This is a genomic window from Kosakonia sp. N21, from assembly GCF_050587465.1.
GTDB lineage: Bacteria > Pseudomonadota > Gammaproteobacteria > Enterobacterales > Enterobacteriaceae.
Genome location: NZ_JBOBHR010000008.1, coordinates 65,109 through 85,244, shown reverse-complemented (window position 1 = coordinate 85,244; position 20,136 = coordinate 65,109). Strand labels below are relative to the sequence as shown.

Genomic DNA, 20,136 nt, shown 5'->3' with positions numbered 1-20,136 from the left:
GCTAGAGCGCATAGCGGGGAGTAAAAAATTGCTCCGTCAGGCGCAGCGCCCGTTCAATGCGCGCGGGCTCCAGCGAAAACGGTAAATGCTCCGCCGCCGCGCGAGGAAAGTTGATACTGCGCGCCACCGCCTGGATCACCGCCAGGCGGATCTCTTTCAGCGGCGCCAGCGTCAGCGGCATCTCGTACTGGCGCAGTAAGCTCAACAGCGCGGCGTCCGGCGTTTCACCGTCGCCTTCGAGGAACGACTGCACCAGCAAGCTGTAACCTACCCGCTCGCCATGCAGCCAGTCACGCAGCGCCGGTTCGTAGGTTAAACGGTTATGAATCGCGTGTGCGACGCCAGGCGTGGGGATCTCGCCGCGAATGCTGTTGGCCAGCCCGGCAATCGCAATATTGGCATCAATAACATTGATTAACGCCTCGCTGACAACCTGCGCTTTATTATCCTGTACCGCCTGCACACCGTGTTTTTCGTAAATATCCACGGCCAGCCGGGCGGTCTGCACTTTTAGTTGCAACGCCAGGTTATCCGGCGAATGTTGTAAATAGGGACGGAATTCGTACCATTTCGCCAACGCATCCACAATGCCCGCTTTTAAATAACGCACGTCGCTCTGAGCAATAATTTCGCTGTCCACCAGCACCAATCGCGGCAATGTTTTCAACGGCTGGCTGCGGATCTGCCCGCCTTCTTCGGTATAAAACACCGACAGTGGCGACCAGGCCGCGCAGGTAGAGGCGACCGTCGGGAGGGTGACAGACTCGCCGCCTTCAAGGGCATCCGCCACGGCTTTCGCGGTATCCAGTACACGACCACCGCCCACGCCAACAATCCACTGCACCCCCAGTTTGCGCGCGCGCCGGGCGTAATGGGCCACCCGCTCGTCGGTACAGTAGCCGGTCATGATTTCGGTCTGCCATTTCACGCCGCTGGCGCGCAAACTGCTTTCCAGCGCCGGGCTCACCCGCGCCCAGGCCTGCGCACTGGTGATAATTAAAATATGCTGTGACAGTGGCGAAATATATTCCCCTGCGTCATGACGAATACCTGACTGGTGGAACCAGGTTTGCGGCGTTTTTATCGCAAGCATTGAATTGTCCATTTAATTAATTAAATCGCATTATCAGCTCATGCTACAAAAATAAAAACAAAAAACAATCTTTCCTATTTTCTGTATTTTCATATCGATAGAAGAATATTAGATAAGGCGACAAATGCCTTGCCGCCGGTATATTCATGAATGAAGATGCAGAACAGAAAATAAAGTTAACCGGCATCTTTTTTTAATTTACGACAGGCACATAACATGTCATCGCATCCCATCGACTTTCTGATTATCGGCAATAACTTCGCCACACCGGAAATGCGCGCCATCTGGTCGGAAGAAAACCGCCTGCGCCAGCAAGCCGCCGTGGAAGTGGCGCTGGCGCGTGCGCAAGGTGAACTGGGCGTCATTCCGCCGAAGGCCGCACAGGAGATTGCCGACCGCGCGCAACCGCAGGCACTGCAACTGAGCGATATCGCCCAACTCGCCGCGCAAATGAAGCACTCTTTTATGCCCACGCTGACGGCACTGCAACAGCAGTGCGGCCCGGCGGGGGAGTACCTGCACTACGGCGCCACCACGCAGGATATCGTCGATACGGCCACCATTTTGCAACTGCGCGATGCGCTAGGCATTATCCGCCGCGATACCGTTGGCGTCGCCCGCGCCCTGCGCCAGCTTGCCGAACGCCACCAGCACACACTGATGGTCGGTCGTACTCACGGCATGCAGGCGTTGCCCACAACCTTTGGGTTTAAGGTCGCCGTCTGGCTGGATGAGTTTTTACGCCATTTAACGCGCATCAACGAAATCAGCCCGCGCGTGCTGACGGGCAACATCAACGGCGCTATCGGCACCAATGCGGCGCTGGGCGATCAGGGGCCGGAGGTGGAGCGTCGCGCACTGGCGCTGCTCGGGCTGGCCTGCCCGACGATTGGCTGGCAATCCGCCCGCGATCGTTTGAGCGAATTCGCCTCGCTGGCGGTGCTGATCAGCGGTTCGCTCGGCAAAATCGGCAATGAACTCTACAACCTGATGCGGACCGAAATCGGCGAAGTGGAAGAGCCCTTCAGCGCCGGGAAAATCGGTTCCACCACCATGCCGCACAAGCGCAACCCTGCCGCGATTGAAGGACTGGCAAGCCTGACTGCGCCCGTGCGCCACAGCGCCGGTCTGATTTTTGAGTCAATGCATGTTGAACACGAGCGCGATGCCATGAGCTGGCGCGCAGAGTGGCTGGCGCTCCCGGAAATCTGTCTCTATCTCTCTGCGCAACTGCAAAACGCGCAGGGGATCCTTAACGGCCTGACGGTTAATCGCGAAAAAATGCGCGCCAATCTGGATATCCAGGCCGGGCTGCTGCTGTCGGAGCGGGTGATGTTTGAAGCCGGGAAAACCCTCGGGAAACAGACGGCACACCACCTGGTGTACACCTGCGCGATGACGGCGTTTGAAAGCGGGCGCGATTTTAAAAGCGTGCTGGCGGAACAACCGGAAATCGCCGGTGCTATCAGCGGCGCCGATCTCGATAGCTGGCTGGATCCGGCGCGCTATTTAGGCAGCGCGGTAGAAAAAGTCAGTGATGTCTTGCGCGCCGCAGATGACTCGCAGTTGCTGGAGAGGGTATGAGCGAGCACTATCGCCAGCTGACCGCCGCCGACCGCGACATCTATCTGACGCTGATGCTGGAAGCCTACGCGCAGGTGCGTGAGATGGGCATTCATTTTGATGCGGCCACCACCACCACCGCGCAGGTGACGCAACACCTGCAACAGCACGGCGTCTGGGGGCTGTTTGTCGATGATGCGTTAGCCGCCTCCATTACGCTGCGCTACCCGTGGGGGCCGCTGCCGGGGCCGTTTGGCCTGCCGCATATCGGCTGGTTTGGCGCGCATCCGCGCCATCGCGGGGAGCAGCGCGGGCGGCAAATCTACGATTGGGTGGAGACCCATATTCTGCGCGGTGTATTACGCGCGCCTGCGGTGTCGCTTGGCACCGCCATCAGTCACCCGTGGCTGATCCCCTTTTACCAGCAGTATGGCTTTGTGCCTTCGCATGAGGCGGATCTGGGGAAAGGCCATATCACCCTGTTTATGAAAAAAATCCTTGATGACGCTGACCACACCGCGTGGCTGGCGCGTCGTTCACCCTGATGAGTAACGCTATGACCGACATCGCTGAATTACCGGCCTGGCTGACCGACTTTCGCCATGAATTGCATCGTTTCCCTGAACTCTCGAACCAGGAGTTCGCCACCACCGCCCGTCTTCGTGCTGCGTTGGAAACCTACCAGATCCGCATTCTGCCGTTAGATCTGCCGACCGGGCTGGTCGTTGAACTGGGCGGGCAACAACCGGGCCCGTTGATCGTCCTGCGCGCGGATATCGACGCACTGCCGATTGATGAAAAATCCGGCGTACCGTTCAGCTCAGAGCACCCCGGCGTGATGCATGCCTGCGGCCATGATTTCCACAGCGCCTCGGCGCTGGGCGCGGCGATTTTGCTCAAACAGCAGGAGAGCAGCCTGCCCGGGCGGGTGCGCATTCTGTTTCAGCCCGCGGAAGAGACCGGACAAGGCGCACCGGCGGTGATTGCCGCGGGTGCGCTGGAGGGAGCAACGGCGATTTTTGGCATTCATAACGATCCGGCGCTACCGGTGGGCGTCATGGGCAGTAAAGCTGGCGCGCTGACTGCGGGCGTTGACCGCTTCCGCATTGATATCACCGGCACCGGCAGCCATGCTGCGCGCCCGCATGAAGGCAACGATCCGGTGGTGATCGCCGGGCAACTGATCTCTGCCCTGCAAACCCTGATCAGCCGTAACGTCCCGTCCGATGAAAACGCCGTGCTCTCCCTGACTCAGGTGCACAGCGGCAGCACCTGGAACGTGATCCCGGATAGCGCCTGGCTGGAAGGCACCGTGCGTACCTTTAGTCAGACGGTACGTGAACAGATTGAGCAGCGCATGCGTGATGTGCTGACAGGGCTGGCCGCCGCGTTTAACGCGCACATCACGCTTGACTGGCAGCCCGGCCCGCCGTCGGTGGTGAACAGCGAAGAGTGGGTCGCGCTGGCGCTGGAAACTGGTCACGAGGCAGGTTTTGACGCCCGCCGTATCGCTGCGAATCCGATTGGCGAAGACTTCGCGTTTTACCAGCAACGTCTGCCCGGCGCTTTTATTATGATAGGCTCCGGCGGCCCGTATGCCCTGCACCATCCCCAGTTCCGCGTGGATGACGCCGCGCTGTTCCCCACCGCACAGTGGCTGGCGACGCTGGCGGTAGAAGCGCTGAAAAAGGCGGCAGCATGAGCGATATCACCCAGGCCGTCGCCCGGCTGATTGTCGACGCGCAGCCGGATGATGCCGCCCGTGAACAGGCGCGTCGTGGTGTGCTCGACTTTTTCGCTGTCGCCTTGCCGGTGGTGAACGGCGCGTTACCTGACGCCACCTTAGCGTCATTGCGCCAGATCTGGCCGGGGCAGGACGCGCAGTCCCGCGCGCTGCGTCTTGGCTACAGCGGACATGCGCTGGATTTCGATGATTTTCACCCGGACTTTCGCGGGCATGTCGGGACGGTCATCCTCCCGGCGTTGCTGGCGCTGTCGGCAGAGAGCGCCATCATTGAACCGACGCAGTTTCTTGATGCCTTTGCGCTGGGTGTGGAAATGGCAGGCCGCCTGGGTCTGGCGGTCGGCAGCGGTCATTATGTGCAGGGCTTTCACAACACCAGCACCCTCGGCGTGCTGGCAGCAGCAGCGGCCTGCGCCCGTCTGGTGAAGGCGGATCCTGCGCAAACCGCGAATATCCTCGCCATTGCCGCCACTCAGGCTGCCGGGTTACGCGTGCAGTTTGGTTCGGATATCAAACCGCTGCATGCCGGGCTGGCGGCTCGGGCGGCGGTCACCGCCGTACAACTGACGCAGCATGGCGTCAGCGCGCAAACAACCGGCGCGCTGGAGAGTTTTCTCGCCGCTTATAGCCCCACGACCGCCCGCCCGGCGTTGCTTACTGAATGCTGGGGCGCACCGTGGCGCATTGTTACGCCGGGACTGGAGTGTAAACCCTGGCCGACCTGTAGCGGCACGCACGGCGCTGCGCTGGCGGCACTGACGCTACGTGAGAAATGGCTGGCGGCAGGGTTTTCCATTGCGCAGTTACACCGCGATGTGGAGCGGATTGAGGTGGCGTTTCCGCCCGGCGGCGATGTGGCGGCATTTATTCATACCCCGGCCAATGGCGTCGAAGCCCGCTTTAGCCTTGAATATGTGATTGCCGAATGCTTACTGGACAATGATTTGCCGTTGAGCAGTTTCGCCCCCGGCAATGTCAAACCGGCTACCGCCGCGCTGGCGGCACGCGTCGTGCGTACGCCGGATCACAACGCGCCACCGGACGCGCTCAACCCGGCTGAGCGTTTTCATCGTCTTCGCGTAACCACCCGCGCCGGAGTAATACTGGAAACCGAAGCCACACGCCAGATGCTGCTGGCAAAAGGCGTGGATTTAGCGGAGAAACTGCGCCGCTGCCTGCCGCAAGCGGATGACGCCACCCGCAATGGCTGGCTTACGCTGACCCGTCTGGAGAGCGCCCAGGCGCTGCGTACCCTACAGGCGCTCTTGCTGGTTTAGGGGCACAAAAGCCTGCACCTCGCCGACATCGCCGGTAAACAGAGACACCTGAACGACAGTGATCTGCCCGCTGCACCCTTGCCCCAGCGAAGAGGTACCGATGTCGCGCGTCAGGACGTTGGGGTTACCATGACGACACAGTGGGCGCGCTGCCAGCGGGTCCACCGGATCGTACCAGGCGCCGGTCGGCAGTTGCACCACACCGGGCATGATATTCTCCGACAAGGTCACCGCCGCCAGCACAGCGCCACGCAGGTTATGCAACATAATCATCGCCCCTTCGGTAATACCGCGTGCAGCGGCGTCGGTCGGATGCATCATGCACACCTCTTTACCCTGTTGTTTATGCCGTGCACTGTGTCGCCCGTAGTCGAGCTGACTGTGCAGGCGGGTGGCGGGTTGATTGGCAATCAGCCACAGCGGATGCTGCGCGTCGGGTTGTTCGTCCGGCGTCAGCCACACCGGGTGACCGGGGCAATCGGCATAGTTGAAACTGGCGATGGTCGCCGAATAGATCTGGATTTTGCCATCCGGCGTCGGTAAGGGGTGCGCATCGGGATCATCACGAAAACGGCGCATCATGCGCCCGCCATCGTCCACCTGCGGCAACGTCAACATGCCCTGCTGCCAGAAGTTGTCGAAATCGGGCGTATTCACCCCTTCCTGCGCCAGTTTTTCCTGCATCTGCCCGTACAGATGTTGTAACCACTCACGCACCGTACGCCCTTCGGTGAACGCCTCTTCACGCCCCAACCGGGCGGCAATATCCCGGAAAATAGCAAAATCATCCCGCGCTTCGCCCCACGGCGCAGCCACCGGATGCATGGCGAACACATGTCTGTCAGTTGGCGCGCCACCCACGTCTTCGCGCTCCAGCGTCATGGTGGCGGGTAAGATCAGATCCGCATGACGCGCGGTCGCCGTCAGGCTGTGTTCATGAACAATCAGCGTATCCAGCTGACAAAACGCATGGCGCAACCGCGCCAGATCCTGGTGATGATGGAAGGGGTTACCGCCCGCCCACCACGCCAGCTTAATGTGCGGATAGCGGCGGCGCTGGCCGTTAAAATCAAAGGGCGCGCCAGGGTTGAGCAGCATATCGGCGATACGCGCGACCGGAATAAAATCGTCAACGCCATTGTTGCCCTGCGGCAGCGAGGGGAAAGAGACGCGGTTAAACGCTTTCCCGTAGTGGCCCAGCGCCCCCAGCGCATAGGCATAGCCGCCGCCGGGCAGACCAGGTTGCCCCAACGCCGCGGCCAGCACCATGCCCAGCCATACCGGCTGCTCGCCGTGCTGCGCACGCTGTAACGAATGGGCGACCGTGACCACCACGCGCTTACCGTGCAGGCGCTGCGCCAGCGCAACAATGTGTGCGGCAGGCACGCCGCAAATGGCTTCCGCCCAGGCGGCATCCCGCACCGTGCCATCCTGCGTACCATTGAGGGAGGCAACCAGCGTTGGCCAGCCGGTGCAGTAACGCGCCAGAAAATCTTCATCACTCAGCCCGTGTTGCCATAAGGTGTGCAAGAGCGACAGCATTAATGCCGCATCGGTACCCGGGCGCACCGGTATCCACTCCCCGGCGGCTTCGTCCGGCAAGTCATGGCGCAATGGGCTGATGGAGATAAATTGCGCGCCGCGTTCGGCAGCCTGGCGCATATACCCACGCTCGGTGTGTTCGCTCATGCCGCCGCTGGCGACCTGCGAGTTTTTCAGCGCCAGACCGCCGAAGGAGAGGACAATATCACTGTGTTCGGCAATCTCACGCCAGCTGACACCGCGCCGGGAAATCTCATCCTGCGAGGCGACAATATGCGGCAGGATCGCGCTGGCCGCCGCAGAACTGTAAGACCATACCGAGCGGACATAACCGCCGATGGTGGTGTTCAGAAACCGGTGCACCTGGCTCTGCGCATGGTGGAAGCGCCCGGCGCTGGACCAGCCATACGAGCCGCCAAACACCGCCTGCGGGCCGAAGCTATCCGCCACCCGCTGCAACTCCCTCGCCGCCAGATCCAACGCCTGCGCCCAGCTAATGGCAATGTACTCATCGGCCCCGCGCCGCGTGTCCGGGCCTGGCCCCTGCTCCAGCCAGCCTTTGCGCACCATCGGCCTGGTCACGCGTGCCGGGTGACGCAGCACATCGGTAAAATTGTCCAGCAACGGGCTGGGATCGGGATCGCCAGCAAAGGGTGTAATGTGCAGTTCATCCCCCGCCGGGGTGGCAGTAAACGCTCCCCAGTGGGAGCTGTGCGTCACGGGCGGCATATTAAAGCACCGTGGAGAGAAAGTGGCTGACGCGTGCGTTGGCGTTATTTTCCAGCACCTGGCGCGCCGGACCGGAGGCAATCACTTTTCCCGCTTCCATAAATACAATGTTGTCCGCCACTTCGCGGGCAAAGCCGATTTCATGGGTGACGATCACCATGGTGATGCCGGAGTGCGCCAGCGCTTTGATCACCTGCAACACTTCCCCCACCAGCTCCGGGTCAAGCGCCGAGGTCGGCTCATCAAACAGCATGACTTCTGGATCCATCGCCAGCGCGCGGGCAATCGCCACGCGCTGCTGCTGACCGCCGGAGAGCTGCTGCGGCCAGTCATTTTCCCGCCCGGAGAGCCCAACTTGTTGCAGAAGCAGGCGTGCTTTCGCCACCGCCTGCGCCCTGGGCTGCTTTTTCACCCGGATGGGCGCATCGATAATGTTTTGCAGCACCGTGCGGTGCGGGAAGAGATTAAATTGCTGGAACACCATGCCAATACGGCTGCGCTGGCGGGCGATTTTGCTGTCGCTCACTTCAAACAGCGCCTGGCCTTTTTGCTCATACCCCACCAGTTCGCCACCGATGCGGATTGTCCCGGCATCCAGTTTTTCCAGGTGGTTAATGCAGCGCAGCAGCGTCGATTTCCCCGAACCCGATGGGCCAAGGATCACCGTGACCGACCCGGCATCCACATCCACATCGACGCTATCGACCACCGTCTGCCCGGAGAAACGCTTGGTGATATTGCGTAATTCAATTGCCTCAGCCATTACTCACTCTCCTGGCGTTAAACAGATACACCGGCAACCTGCGGGCAAACCAGACTTTGGCTTCAACGCGCTTTACGCCCCGGGAGAAATAGCGTTCGACGTAGAACTGCCCGACAGACAGTACGGACGTCAGCAGCAGGTACCACAGCGTGGCGACCAGCAGCAGGGGGATCACTTCATAGGTGCGTTGATAGATAATTTGCGCCGAGTAGAGCACATCCTGTAATGAGATAACCGACACCACCGCCGTGGTCTTCAGTTGACCAATCACCTCGTTACCAGCGGGCGGCAGGATGGCGCGCATCGCCTGCGGCAAAACGGTATGGCGGAAAATCTGCCCGCGCGAATAGCCGAGCGCCCGCGCGGCTTCCAGTTGCCCATTCCCCACGCTCTGGATGCCCGCACGGATGATCTCCGCCGCATAGGCGGACTGGTGCATCACCAGCGCGATCACCGCTGCGCTAAAGGGGCTTATCAACGCGTTCGCCGGAGAACTGTAAAGCTCCCCCAGCCCCGGCAGGCTAATGGCGATGGTTGGATAAAGCGCCGCCACGTTGTACCAGAGGAAAAGCTGCACCAGCATCGGCACGCCGCGGAAAAACCACGTATACCCCCAACTTACTGCCACCAGCACCGGATTCGATGACAGGCGCATCAGCGCCAGCACGGTGCCGCCAGCAAAGCCGAGCACGACGGAAATGGCGGTCAGTTGCAGGGTCATCACCACGCCGCTGATGATGGAGTCTTCGGTGAAGCTTTGCGCCACCACGCCCCACTCAAAACGCGGGTTGTTGAAAATGGAATGCAGCAGCCCTGCCAGTAGCAGTAAAACGAACAGGGCGCTGAACCAGCGCCCGTAGTAGCGTTTACCGACAATGCGCAACGCGTCCTGCGAGGGTGAAGGTGTGGTGTGCGCCATCAGAAAATCTCTTCGTTACGTTTGGACTCTTTTACCGCGCCGAAACCAATCGACCAGTGGTCGAGGATCTTCTGGTAAGAGCCATCTTTGATCAGGGAGTTGAGGGCAGCCTGTACGGCCTCTTCCAGCCCGGAGCCTTTCGGGAAAGCGATAGACACCGGTGCGTCGTTAACGCTGATTTGCCCGCTCATGGTCAGCGGTTTCACTTTGCTGACCTGCCAGGTCAGGCCTTCATAGGGGCCAAAGAACATCGGTACGCGCCCGCTGACCACCGCCTGTACACCTGCCGGACGGTCCGGGAAGACGGCGACTTTAATCGGCGCTTTACCCTGTGCTTCACAGGCTTTGCTACCTTCGTTCAGACGGTTGATTTGCGTGGTGCCCGCACCTGCGCCAATCTCTTTGCCGCACACCTGCGTCAGTTCGGTAAAGGCGGGAATGTTTGCATCCTGACGAGAGATAATGCCAAGGCGGGACGCATCGTAATAGCTGACGAAATCCACCTGCTCCAGGCGCTTTTGGGTGGCATTAATATTGGCGAGCGCCACATCGTAGCGGCCGGATTTCAGCCCCGGAATAATATTGTCGAAACCGCCGGTATCGTGCCACTGCACTTTTACGCCGAGGCGTTCGGCAACCGCGGTCATAATATCGATTTCACGCCCGGCCAGCGTTTTATTATCTTCCTGATAAAACGTTGTCGGCGGCGTATTTGGGTTGGTGCCCGCAATAATATAACCGCGCTGGATGACCTCCTGCGGTAATTTCGCTTTTAGCGACGCATCTGCCGCAATAGTAAATGTGGTTTGCGCCGGAACGCTCTGTTCTGCGGCATTAACCTGTTGCACGCCACTTATTGCGAGGAGAATGGAGAATACGCCGTATTTATTCATATTGTGGTCTGTCCCCTGAAAAAGAAATAACTGCCAAATATATTGTGTGAATTCCATTCTGTTAGAGCACGGAAAACGAGGGAAGCAATAAAACCAGAAAAGCAATGCTGCAAATTGCATAAGCCAGTGCGCACGCGTAATCAGGCAACAATTGACAATGCGCGCTCTCGCTCAAGTGCTAGCCTTGATCCATTGGTTAAATCCCTCACATCAGGAGCAGACGATGAAGATTGATCTCAGCGGAAAAGTGGCGCTGGTGACGGCGTCGACGGGCGGTATTGGTTTTGCGATTGCCAAAGGGCTGGCGGAAAGCGGCGCCGCGGTGATCCTTAACGGGCGTAGCGAAGGTTCAACCCGTAAAGCGCAGGCCGCGCTGGCAACGCAGGTTCCGGGCGCAACATTGCGCACCGCTATCGCCGATCTGGGCTCTGCGCAGGGCGTGGAGGCGTTGCTCAACGCGGCGGGTGACGTGGACATTCTGGTGAATAACGCCGGGATTTACGGCCCGCAGGATTTTTACGCCACCGATGATGAGACCTGGGAAAACTACTGGCAGACCAATGTGATGTCTGGCGTGCGCCTCTCCCGCGCGTTACTCCCGGCGATGGTGAAAAAACAGTGGGGACGGGTGGTATTTATCTCGTCTGAATCGGCGCTGAATATCCCGGCGGACATGATCCACTACGGCGTGACCAAGACGGCGCAACTGTCGCTGGCACGCGGGCTGGCAAAATTTGTCGCCGGCAGCGGCGTGACCGTCAACAGCGTCTTGCCGGGGCCGACCATGTCCGACGGCTTTGCGGAGATGATGAAAGAGGAAATCGAAAAAACCGGCAAGCCGCTGGAGACGCTGGCGAAAGAGTTTGTGATGACCCATCGCCCGAGTTCAGTTATCCAGCGCGCCGCCACGGTTGAAGAGGTGGCGAATATGGTGGTGTATGTCTGCTCGCAACAGGCCTCCGCCACCTCCGGCGCGGCGCTGCGCGTGGACGGCGGCGTGGTGGACGATATTGTCTGACCCGGAGGAGTGCCCGCCGGAGGCATAAGCCGCCTCCGGCCGGTGTTTACACCAGTGGTTTCGTCAGGACTTCAAAGAACAGGCCGGGCCTTGTCGGTATGCCAAAGCGCGTGTCGTCGGTGGGAAACGGTTCTGTTTCACCCGTGCGGCGATAGCCACGGCGCAAATACCACGCCACCAGCGTATCCCGCGCCTGGAGCACCGTCATCTGCACAGTTTTACCGCCGCGCGCACGGCACCACTGTTCCGCCGCCGCCAGCAAGCGCCGACCGTACCGCCCATTTTGCAATGCAGGCGAAACTGCCAGTGACCCCAGATACCACACACCGTCTTCCACAGGTTCCAGCCAGACACAGCCGTTGATTGCGGCATCGATTTTCCAGACCAGTAAGCTGGCATGGGGTTTATCGGCCAGTTCCTGGCGAAGCGTTTGTTCACTGATACGGTCGCCATCCAGCAGACCGGCTTCGGTGGTCCAGCCCGCCTCCTCGCCGCCGCTGCGGTAGGCATGGTTCAATAACGCGACCACATCCGCCAGTTCATTCCCGGCCACCGGCTGGAGATCAAGACTGGCATAGCGCGCGCCACGATCCGACAGGGAGCGTTCCGCCAGCCGTTTCTCCAGCGCAGCGATTTGCTCGACAAAACTGCCAGACAACCCCGCCGTCAGTTCCTGAACCACGTTGTCCAGCAGTGGCCACGCCACCTGTTCTCCCTGGGCTATGGCGGTTTTTCCTGCATCCGTCAGCGTGATAAATGATTTTCGCCGATCCTCGCCTTCGCCCTGTCGGCTGACCAGCCCTGCGCGCACCAGCCGGCTGATGCTGCCCGTCATCGCAGGTTGACTCACGCGAGTGCAGCGCGCCATTTCGCTTACGGTCAAACCGGGCTTTTTATCGAGCAATACCAGCAGCGGATAGAGCCCTGTCGGGACATGGATCCCGCTATTTTCCACCAGCGTACTGGCTTGCGCCTGCATCTGCTCGGCGAGCCGTTTTAACCGGCTGCCAAGAAAGGTGTAGGGCATATCGGCAAGAATATCCATTAGTCACCTTATGAAATATATAACGTGTTATGTAGATCATAATATATACAGATGACAGGTGAATGAATGCAAGCCCCGGCAGTGAAAAGCAGGATTATCCTCAGGGCCAGTCGGGATAAAAATGCCCCATCAGGATCATAAACAGCGGCGTCGTTACCGTAGAAAGGAGAGTGGATAGCAGCATGCTGGTCGCGGTCGCGCCTTGCAGCACCTGGAATTTTTGCGCCATCAGATAGACGTTCACCCCCACCGCCATCGACCCCAGCAACACCACCACCTGACTTTCCGCCCGCGGCAGATGCAACAGGTATGCCGCCGCCCAGATAAGCCCCGGCATCAACAGCAGTTTGAGCAGACAAATGGCGCTGCTCTCACGCAGGCCTTTGCGAATCTGATAGCGCGAGAGGCTCATGCCAAGGGTGATCAGCGTTAACGGCGCGGCAACCTGCGCCACCATGCTGACCGGGCTGTCCAGAAACTGCGGCAACGGGCGGTGAAGCGCAAAACTCCAGAAAAACCCGGTGAAGATGCCAATAATGATCGGGTTACGCAGCACGCTTACCAGCGTCTTGCCGATGCCACGAGCCGAGAAACTGCCGTTCTGTGCCCACTCGACGGACACGGTCACCAGCGTCCATAAAATCAGGCTGTTAAACACCAGTACCAGCGCCACCGACGCCAGGCTCGCCTGACCCAGCAGAATGATAGCCACCGGAATACCGAGCATCACGTTGTTGGAAAATATGCCGCCCAGGCCAAACACCGAGCCGGAAATCGCATCCAGATGGAACAGGTTTTTCGCCACCACGCGGCCAATAACATAGATGACCAGGCAACTGCCGAAATAGGCGATCAGCAGCCGCATGTCCACTGGCGGACTTTGATAAAACTTACTCATGACTTTGAACAGCATGCAAGGAATCGCCACGTTAAAGCAGAAGCGATTTAACCCCTCGTTGACCGAATCCGGCCAACCGGCAAAGCGGCCTAAGCCATATCCCAGCGCGATCAGTAAAAAGAGCGGCGCAGAGAGGAGCAGTTGCTGCGCGAGTTGCCCGAAAAATTCCGCCGTATCCATCCCTTACCCTGTCTGTTTTAATGAAATAACTGATAACGTCTTGTTTTTCACAGTATATGGGGACGCAACCGCGCCGTCAGTCCCTGATGGCGGAGGATCCGCGCATTTTTGCGTTTTTCTTTTATTGAAAAGTTATTCGTTTCGCTAACTATATAGTTTCATTGGGTAAATATAACATTGCGCAACAATATTAGTAACAAGATATTTCTAATATATAACAAATATGTAATTTTATTCGTATAATTCTGCTATCTATTTTTTCAAGAAGGCCCACCTGCAACCTGAATTCACGCATTTATTACCACAGCAATTATTAGCCAAATAGTAAAAACAAATAATTATAGTTCGAGGTTAACTCCATGATAGCACTGAAAGCATCCGTTGTGGTTGCTGGCTGCGCACTGCTTTTATCAGGCTGCGCTTCCTATGACAACACAGCCTGTAATAATGCCTTCACCGCCGGGCAAAATGCCATTAATAATAAAAACTACGATGCCTATCTGAATAATCGTCAGTTAATGTTGCAACTTTGCTATTCCAGCCGGACGGAATATAAAGTCACCAATGCTGTTATGGATTACGACACCGGATTATTTAAAAAATTATATGACGATAAAGACTATGTGAATTTAATTAAATTCACCGAGCAGCAATTCGCCACCAGTGATACTAAAGATTATTTCTATCATCTTCTTACGCAATATCAATACTATAGCGGGCTGGCAAAACAACAGGCCAGCAATAATAAAACGCAGGCCATCAGCACCCTGACCAATTATGAGTCGCTGGTGACGCGTTATGCCCGTGAATTAGGCACTGCGCATGCGAATTACCTGTATGCATCCTCTTACAAAACCCACAGCGAAATTGGCGATGTCTCCAAAACGTTGCTGGATAAATTCGTCACCGCGCTCAACCTGACGCCGCTGGCAAGCAGTGATATGTATACCGCAGCGATGAACCTGGCGCGGGACCTGAAAAATAACAAACTGGCCAGCCGCCTGGGAACGCAGTGGTCCACGCTGAACGGCGCATGGGGCAGTGTTGATGAGGGCCACCGCGTTGTCGCCGACAGCAATAAACTGAGCGAAGTGGCGGCCATTCTGAAGAAGAAAGGCTTTGGCGATATGTCTGACGCCACCGCCGCACTGGCGGGCACGCGCCATAAAACGGAGGTAAGCAACCAGCAATACGCTGCGCAGCAGGCGCAGGCGGAAGCGGAGCGCGCTCAGGCAGCCCAGCAAGAAGCGCAGCAACCATCGCAGGCCGATATGCTGGTCAACGCGTTTACCAGCGTCGCCAGCAGCGCCATCGTAGCGCATGCCTCCGGCGGCAGTGTTTCGCAGGCTGTCGGTGCGTCGCTGAACCAGGCCGCGCTGGACGCGAATGCCAGCAGCAACAGCAGTTATTCGTCGTCCTCTTCCGGTTCCACCGCGACCGCGTCTTCTGCGGGCAGCAGCAGCGGAGCCAGACCGGCGCTGTCGTCAGAAGCGATGGCTATCGACCTGAGCGGTGATTGTGATACCGCCGAGCGCAAAGGCACTGAAGCGGCAGAGAAGATAGGCGCGCAGGCGCAATCGTCAGACGCGGGTATTTGTAGCTCCGGTAAAGGTGCCAAACTGCTGGGAGAAATTACGGTTCGCGTCGCGCAGGCCTGTAAAGTTCGCCCGACATGGCAACAGCTGGAAGATCAGGGGTATGAGATGATTAGCCAGGCTCAGCAAACCATTGACGGTTCCTGCTCGCCATAACACGCCGTTCCCCGCGCACCCGGCGCGGGGAAGGTTCACGATCGTTTTTTCTTTTGCTTCGGCGCCCAGGCGGAGTGGTCGCACACATAAATTTCATTCAGCGGTAGATCGAGCGGGATTTGCTGAATGACATCGGCGATTTCGTCATACGGCGCGGGCAGGGAAAACGACAGCCCGTAATCCCCATCTACAATCAGCGAACCATTAACAATGCGCAGATCTTTGGCATGCCGGATAAGCGCTTCCATCGTCATACCGGGGTATAACGTGCCGTTGTACTTTCCGCAGTAATCTTCGTTGCCACCCACCGACACGATAATATCGTCTGGTGTAGTCGAGATAATCAACGCGCCGTGATCGAGCGTATAACCATGCCTTTTTTCCTCTGACGGAAACGGCAGAGAATATTGTTTAATATCCACATCATAGCGGCTGAATATGTCATCAAGATAAAAATCGATCGACTGCCCTAAACAGACATTGCCCATTGATTTAAAACTGATGATATCTGCATTTATGTCGACCATGCGATCCCTCTCTACCCTGCAAATACCGCTAACGGAGCCTGTATTGACATTAGGCGATCTTTTTTAGCTGAGCAATTTCATCCGCACTATTGCTTCATTTTGAAGCATCGACAGGGAACAAAACCCGCAGAGTAGTGGCCGTGCAGATGATTAATAAATGTGTCTGTTTTTATTCTAACTATTTATTCTGATCATAATCACACCGATTTTGTATTATTTCGTGCCCATGCCCTGCGCGATTTTTAGGATAATTCATTCGAGTAGCGAAAACTGAACGGGGACTCAGGAATATCGGGGTTCTTTTGGTCGGATTCGCCAGCATCCTGTTCGTATCTCATCCAGGACAGAGCCTGACATCGTGCTCCCGTTCGGGATGCACGAAGCCGTTGCCGCATCGTCTGCGGAAAAATGCCAGGTCGGTATGTGCCCGTTGTTGTCGTACCTGTTTCCGCCAATCACTCTACCGAACATAAGGCAATCGCCTCAGTACCCCCAAACCGATGGATCCACCGCATAAGTATAGGTATCCTGTTCACTCAGTAACATTTTGGGATTCATCTGAGTATAGAAGCTGCTGTAGACGGTAGTTTAGGAGTAAGGAGTTCAGACCCAATAAACTATTCAAAAGCCTATTGAGTCCGGTGCTGGTAAGAGTATTATTTTATATAAACATTTTTCATGTACTTACCCCATCCAACTTGTTGAATGTCATTCTCTGTTGCAAAATAAGAAAGGATCTCATGCCCTAAGAAAATAGAGTTACTAGCCCCAATATCATTTTCATTAAACCACGATGAGTCACACTCATCGCAATTGAAGAACAAGCGCCCATTCAGCTCCGATCGTCTAATAACCAAACGTCCCTGCCCGTAGCATTTTGGACATACACAAAACCAAAACATCCTTCCTCCTTACTTTACTTAACAGGAAAGCCGGTAATAATCTTTTTCGTATTTCTCTTAACAACGATAAAAACTTTATTTAACTCCTTCCCAGTATCTCTGTATTATCCGATAGGATGTTTCATATCAATAATAAATGTATCTGATACTGCATCAGATGAGTCCGGGAATGGATTAGACTTCATTCTTTTTTCCATGCCCTTTCATTACATGCTGAACTCGGATTTCTCCATCTGAAGAAACAACAGCTTTCCAGCTCAAATGCCCACATGGCCTTAACCCCAACGGATCCACAACATGAGTATAGGTATTCAGCCCACCCTGCAGCCCGATGGGGTCCATCTGGGTGTAGCAGCCGCCGGTGGGGTCATAGTAGCGGAAGGTGTTGTAGTGCAGTCCCGTTTCGCGGTCGAGGTACTGACCCTGGAAACGCAGGTTCTGCGGCACGTCCCACTCCGCATGCACGCTTTCGCGCTGGCTGCGTCCCCTGGCGGTGGAAGTACCGTGCCACACGATTTCACCGCGGCTGTCGGTCACCTTTTCAGGCAGGCCGTTGATTTCCGTGTGATACCAGTATATCTCCGCATGCTGCTGACGGCTGTCGATGTGGGCTGCCCAAAATTGATAAACTAGAGCATATTTACCGCGTATGACAGATAAACCGAAATAGTTTTATAAGGCAAACTAGTAATTCTGCTTAATCATAGATGTCGTGGAATAATAACTCGCGAGGATTAAATACACCCCAAATCCCTTTTGTAGTAAATACATCCAAGAAAATATTACAATGTCGCCGAGTATTGCTCAGCAAGTTCAACAACCTCCTCATCAACATTTCTCATACCAATATTAACATGACGAATTAACAGATCATGCGCATTTATCAGAACAAGAAAATCTCCAATATCTTTATATGAATAATAATCAAGATCTTGGGAGTGAAAATCCGCTATAATTGCCTTAATCATTTCTGTGTAATGTATTAACCATCCTCGATAAATGATGAGATCTTTCGCTACTTTTTTTTCTTCTTCATTACCAATGATGAACGAATAGATTAAATTCTTGACAAAATTAGCCGAAGAAGATAAATCCAAAAAACCATCACGAACTACTTTTAGTGTAACTAACCTGGTTTCAGCATCATCAGAGCAGATAAGCAGTTCCCAATCAGGGTGGTATTTAATTATAAGACGCTGCACATTATAATGATATTCATTTATAACCATTTCCTGCTTTTCATATAACGACCAACTAATCCCTTCCTGTTGAACCGTCAGAAGGAAATCTCTAGCTTTTCTGTTAAGAATACCCTCAATAGAAAAAAACTCTTCAAGTAATTTATTCATACTTTACCTCCATATTCCCATGGCAATGCATTAAATAGATCGTTAAATTCATCGACAGTCATATCTCTTGTTGGATATATAGTTGAATGTCCCGGAGACATGTATCCTCCTGGCATATCTCGGCCATCATGTTTAATACCCAATCCATCAGGCATTTTCACATCCTCGGGCAAAGAATGATAGTGACCTTGTAATCCTGACTCGGTGGGTGTTCTTGTTACTGACTTACCTTGAGGGCGAGTTTTTCCTGCTTGTGATGGAAGCATTCCATGTTCGTTTGGAGCTAAATCTCTCTCACGAATACCTTTTGGACCACTTTTGTTACCGAAAGCACACAGGCTCTGCAAACCCAACGGATCCACCCATCCCAGCGGATCCACAACATAAGTATAGGTATTCAGCCCGCCCTGCAGCCCGATGGGGTCCATCTGGGTGTAGCAGCCCCCGGTGGGGTCATAGTAGCGGAAGGTGTTGTAGTGCAGTCCCGTTTCGCGGTCCAGGTACTGACCCTGGAAACGCAGGTTCTGCGGCACGTCCCACTCCGCATGCACGCTTTCGCGCTGGCTGCGTCCCCAGGCGGTGGAGGTGCCGTGCCACACGATTTCACCGTGGCTGTCGGTCACTTTCTCCGGCAGACCGTTGATTTCCGTGTGATACCAGTACATCTCCGCGTGCTGCTGACGGCTGTCGATGCGCGCCAGCGGCTCGTAGCTGTTTTCCGTGTAGACATACTGCACGGCTGCGTCCGGGTCGCTGTCGCTGCGCTCACCCACTATCTGTAAACCCGACCATGCGTACTGCGTGCGTTCCGGTTTACGGGCATGGCGTCGCCACACCTGTTTCTCCGTGCGGCGGCCCAGGGCGTCGTAGCGATACTCTGCCCGGGTGAACACCGGGTCACCCTCAATCACCACCGCGCTGATGCGCTGCTCATCGTCGTAGCTGAAACGCTGTGTGATGCCGCGATGGCTGTCGTGACGCTCCGTCATCCGGCCAAAGCCGTCATACTCCCGGCGCACACCGTCCAGCCGTTTTAACAGGTTGTCCCACACCGGCTGTAAATCCGGCGTCGTGCGGTTATCTGCTGCGTCATACCAGAAACGCTCTTCCCCGCCCGGCTGAAGGCTCTGCGTCATGCGTCCTGCCGCATCGTAACCCCACAGCGACTGACGGTATTTCTCCGCCGGGGTCGCCGGTGCACCGTCGGTGTACATCTGGCGGATAATCTGGTCGGCGCGGTCCCACTGGTAACGCCGCTCAAACACCAGCCGGTCACGCACATTGTCCATGCAGCGGCGCTGCGCGATGCGCCCGGCAACGTCATACTCCGTATCCAGTGCCAGCGACCCCAGTGTGCGCTGCGTCTCCCGGTGCAGTTTATCGCGCTGATAACCCGTCACCGGCAGCGTTTTACCGCCGAACGAAAGCTGCATCTCCAGCAGGTGCCCGGTGCCAGCGGTTTGCAGTGATCCTTAATATTCAGGTGGTTTTAAAGTTATTTTTGCTTTCAATAAATAATACCAAACCAATATTGTTCAGCGAGGTACCATAAACTCAAAAAGAGGATCTTCCTGTGTAGTAATAATATACTCTGGCAAGATATTTTCCGTTACAGGAACAATAATTAAAGGAATTATTAGATCATATTTCTCTATCGGCCCCCTAAGAAAATCCAATAAATCCATTTTTGCAGCCTCTACCACATTCCCTGTAAAAAAAATACGTTTCCCCTTTCGTCTGGGATCATTATTCATCACTAAATAGTGATTATCAGATAACACACTGTCTAGCTGATTAAATTCAAAAAGACCTTTTAATTTATACCCTTTCTTTATTTCAAAATACTTCATGAAAATTTCGCGGGCGTGCTCCCGCTCTATAACATCTGATTTCCTCAAACTCGAAAAATCATAATCCATATATCCAAGCGATTCATTCATACT

General features: G+C 55.8%; 17 protein-coding genes and 1 pseudogene. 6 read left to right on the top strand and 12 right to left on the bottom strand.

Translation table 11 applies throughout. The features are described 5' to 3' along the window. Position 1: 1 nt before the first annotated feature. Positions 2 to 1,093 (bottom strand): iron-containing alcohol dehydrogenase family protein, encoded by a 1,092-nt coding sequence (locus tag ACQ3G7_RS18695; RefSeq protein WP_430891130.1) that lies wholly within the window; start codon positions 1,091 to 1,093, stop codon positions 2 to 4. A 216-nt stretch (positions 1,094 to 1,309) separates the two neighbouring features. On the opposite strand from ACQ3G7_RS18695, the gene purB reads away from it, so the two are divergent. The 4 genes from purB to ACQ3G7_RS18675 are packed head-to-tail and all read left to right on the top strand — an operon-like array spanning position 1,310 to position 5,677. Continuing rightward, positions 1,310 to 2,677 carry an adenylosuccinate lyase gene (purB, locus tag ACQ3G7_RS18690; protein WP_430891128.1) on the top strand — a complete coding sequence of 456 codons (1,368 nt, stop codon included), beginning with the start codon at positions 1,310 to 1,312 and terminating at the stop codon, positions 2,675 to 2,677. Further along, entirely contained in the window at positions 2,674 to 3,201 is a 528-nt protein-coding gene (locus ACQ3G7_RS18685) for a GNAT family N-acetyltransferase (RefSeq protein ID WP_430891126.1), read from the top strand. Before purB ends, ACQ3G7_RS18685 begins: the two co-directional genes overlap by 4 nt. Positions 3,202 to 3,212: 11 nt before the next feature. Further along, the gene (locus ACQ3G7_RS18680) at positions 3,213 to 4,358 is read left to right on the top strand and encodes an amidohydrolase (RefSeq protein ID WP_430891124.1); all 1,146 of its coding nucleotides are present in this window, start codon (positions 3,213 to 3,215) and stop codon (positions 4,356 to 4,358) included. Then, on the top strand, positions 4,355 to 5,677 hold the full coding sequence (locus tag ACQ3G7_RS18675; protein WP_430891122.1) for an MmgE/PrpD family protein: 1,323 nt from the start codon (positions 4,355 to 4,357) through the stop codon (positions 5,675 to 5,677). The genes ACQ3G7_RS18680 and ACQ3G7_RS18675 overlap by 4 nt, the downstream gene beginning before the upstream one ends. On the opposite strand, the gene ACQ3G7_RS18670 is transcribed toward ACQ3G7_RS18675, so the two are convergent. Genes ACQ3G7_RS18670 through ACQ3G7_RS18655 form a run of 4 tightly spaced genes read right to left on the bottom strand, consistent with a single transcriptional unit; the run spans position 5,654 to position 10,523 of the window. Further along, positions 5,654 to 7,948, bottom strand: coding sequence for a molybdopterin-dependent oxidoreductase (locus ACQ3G7_RS18670; protein WP_430891120.1), 2,295 nt, complete (start codon positions 7,946 to 7,948; stop codon positions 5,654 to 5,656). The two genes, ACQ3G7_RS18675 and ACQ3G7_RS18670, sit on opposite strands and share 24 nt — an antisense overlap. 1 nt (position 7,949) lies before the next feature. Then, the gene (locus ACQ3G7_RS18665) at positions 7,950 to 8,711 is read right to left on the bottom strand and encodes an amino acid ABC transporter ATP-binding protein (RefSeq protein ID WP_430891118.1); all 762 of its coding nucleotides are present in this window, start codon (positions 8,709 to 8,711) and stop codon (positions 7,950 to 7,952) included. Continuing rightward, positions 8,704 to 9,630 (bottom strand): amino acid ABC transporter permease, encoded by a 927-nt coding sequence (locus ACQ3G7_RS18660; protein ID WP_263098924.1) that lies wholly within the window; start codon positions 9,628 to 9,630, stop codon positions 8,704 to 8,706. The genes ACQ3G7_RS18665 and ACQ3G7_RS18660 overlap by 8 nt, the downstream gene beginning before the upstream one ends. Beyond that, positions 9,630 to 10,523: an ABC transporter substrate-binding protein gene (locus ACQ3G7_RS18655; RefSeq protein ID WP_263098923.1), complete on the bottom strand. Its 894-nt coding sequence runs from the start codon at positions 10,521 to 10,523 to the stop codon at positions 9,630 to 9,632. The genes ACQ3G7_RS18660 and ACQ3G7_RS18655 overlap by 1 nt, the downstream gene beginning before the upstream one ends. Positions 10,524 to 10,746: 223 nt before the next feature. Between ACQ3G7_RS18655 and ACQ3G7_RS18650 the strand changes: the two genes are divergently transcribed. After that, on the top strand, positions 10,747 to 11,541 hold the full coding sequence (locus ACQ3G7_RS18650; protein ID WP_430891116.1) for an SDR family NAD(P)-dependent oxidoreductase: 795 nt from the start codon (positions 10,747 to 10,749) through the stop codon (positions 11,539 to 11,541). A gap of 46 nt (positions 11,542 to 11,587) precedes the next feature. On the opposite strand, the gene ACQ3G7_RS18645 is transcribed toward ACQ3G7_RS18650, so the two are convergent. Both ACQ3G7_RS18645 and ACQ3G7_RS18640 read right to left on the bottom strand, forming a co-directional pair. Continuing rightward, positions 11,588 to 12,586 carry a GNAT family N-acetyltransferase gene (locus ACQ3G7_RS18645; protein ID WP_430891114.1) on the bottom strand — a complete coding sequence of 333 codons (999 nt, stop codon included), beginning with the start codon at positions 12,584 to 12,586 and terminating at the stop codon, positions 11,588 to 11,590. 100 nt (positions 12,587 to 12,686) lie between these two features. Further along, positions 12,687 to 13,664: an AEC family transporter gene (locus ACQ3G7_RS18640; protein ID WP_430891112.1), complete on the bottom strand. Its 978-nt coding sequence runs from the start codon at positions 13,662 to 13,664 to the stop codon at positions 12,687 to 12,689. A 359-nt stretch (positions 13,665 to 14,023) separates the two neighbouring features. On the opposite strand from ACQ3G7_RS18640, the gene ACQ3G7_RS18635 reads away from it, so the two are divergent. Continuing rightward, positions 14,024 to 15,415, top strand: coding sequence for a hypothetical protein (locus ACQ3G7_RS18635; RefSeq protein WP_430891110.1), 1,392 nt, complete (start codon positions 14,024 to 14,026; stop codon positions 15,413 to 15,415). A 35-nt stretch (positions 15,416 to 15,450) separates the two neighbouring features. Here the strand turns inward: ACQ3G7_RS18635 and ACQ3G7_RS18630 are convergent, their stop codons facing one another. The 5 genes and pseudogenes from ACQ3G7_RS18630 to ACQ3G7_RS18610 all read right to left on the bottom strand — a co-directional run bounded on the left by ACQ3G7_RS18630 (position 15,451) and on the right by ACQ3G7_RS18610 (position 20,133). Continuing rightward, positions 15,451 to 15,942 (bottom strand): hypothetical protein, encoded by a 492-nt coding sequence (locus ACQ3G7_RS18630; protein ID WP_430891108.1) that lies wholly within the window; start codon positions 15,940 to 15,942, stop codon positions 15,451 to 15,453. A 1,076-nt stretch (positions 15,943 to 17,018) separates the two neighbouring features. Then, the gene (locus ACQ3G7_RS18625; protein ID WP_430891378.1) at positions 17,019 to 17,423 is read right to left on the bottom strand and encodes an RHS repeat-associated core domain-containing protein; all 405 of its coding nucleotides are present in this window, start codon (positions 17,421 to 17,423) and stop codon (positions 17,019 to 17,021) included. A gap of 203 nt (positions 17,424 to 17,626) precedes the next feature. After that, entirely contained in the window at positions 17,627 to 18,193 is a 567-nt protein-coding gene (locus ACQ3G7_RS18620; protein WP_430891106.1) for a hypothetical protein, read from the bottom strand. 340 nt (positions 18,194 to 18,533) lie between these two features. After that, positions 18,534 to 19,647: pseudogene (locus ACQ3G7_RS18615) on the bottom strand (RHS repeat-associated core domain-containing protein); the annotation flags it as partial. Positions 19,648 to 19,728: 81 nt separating this feature from the next. After that, a complete protein-coding gene (locus tag ACQ3G7_RS18610) occupies positions 19,729 to 20,133 on the bottom strand; it encodes a hypothetical protein (RefSeq protein ID WP_430891104.1) in 405 nt (134 codons plus the stop codon). Positions 20,134 to 20,136: the final 3 nt, after the last annotated feature.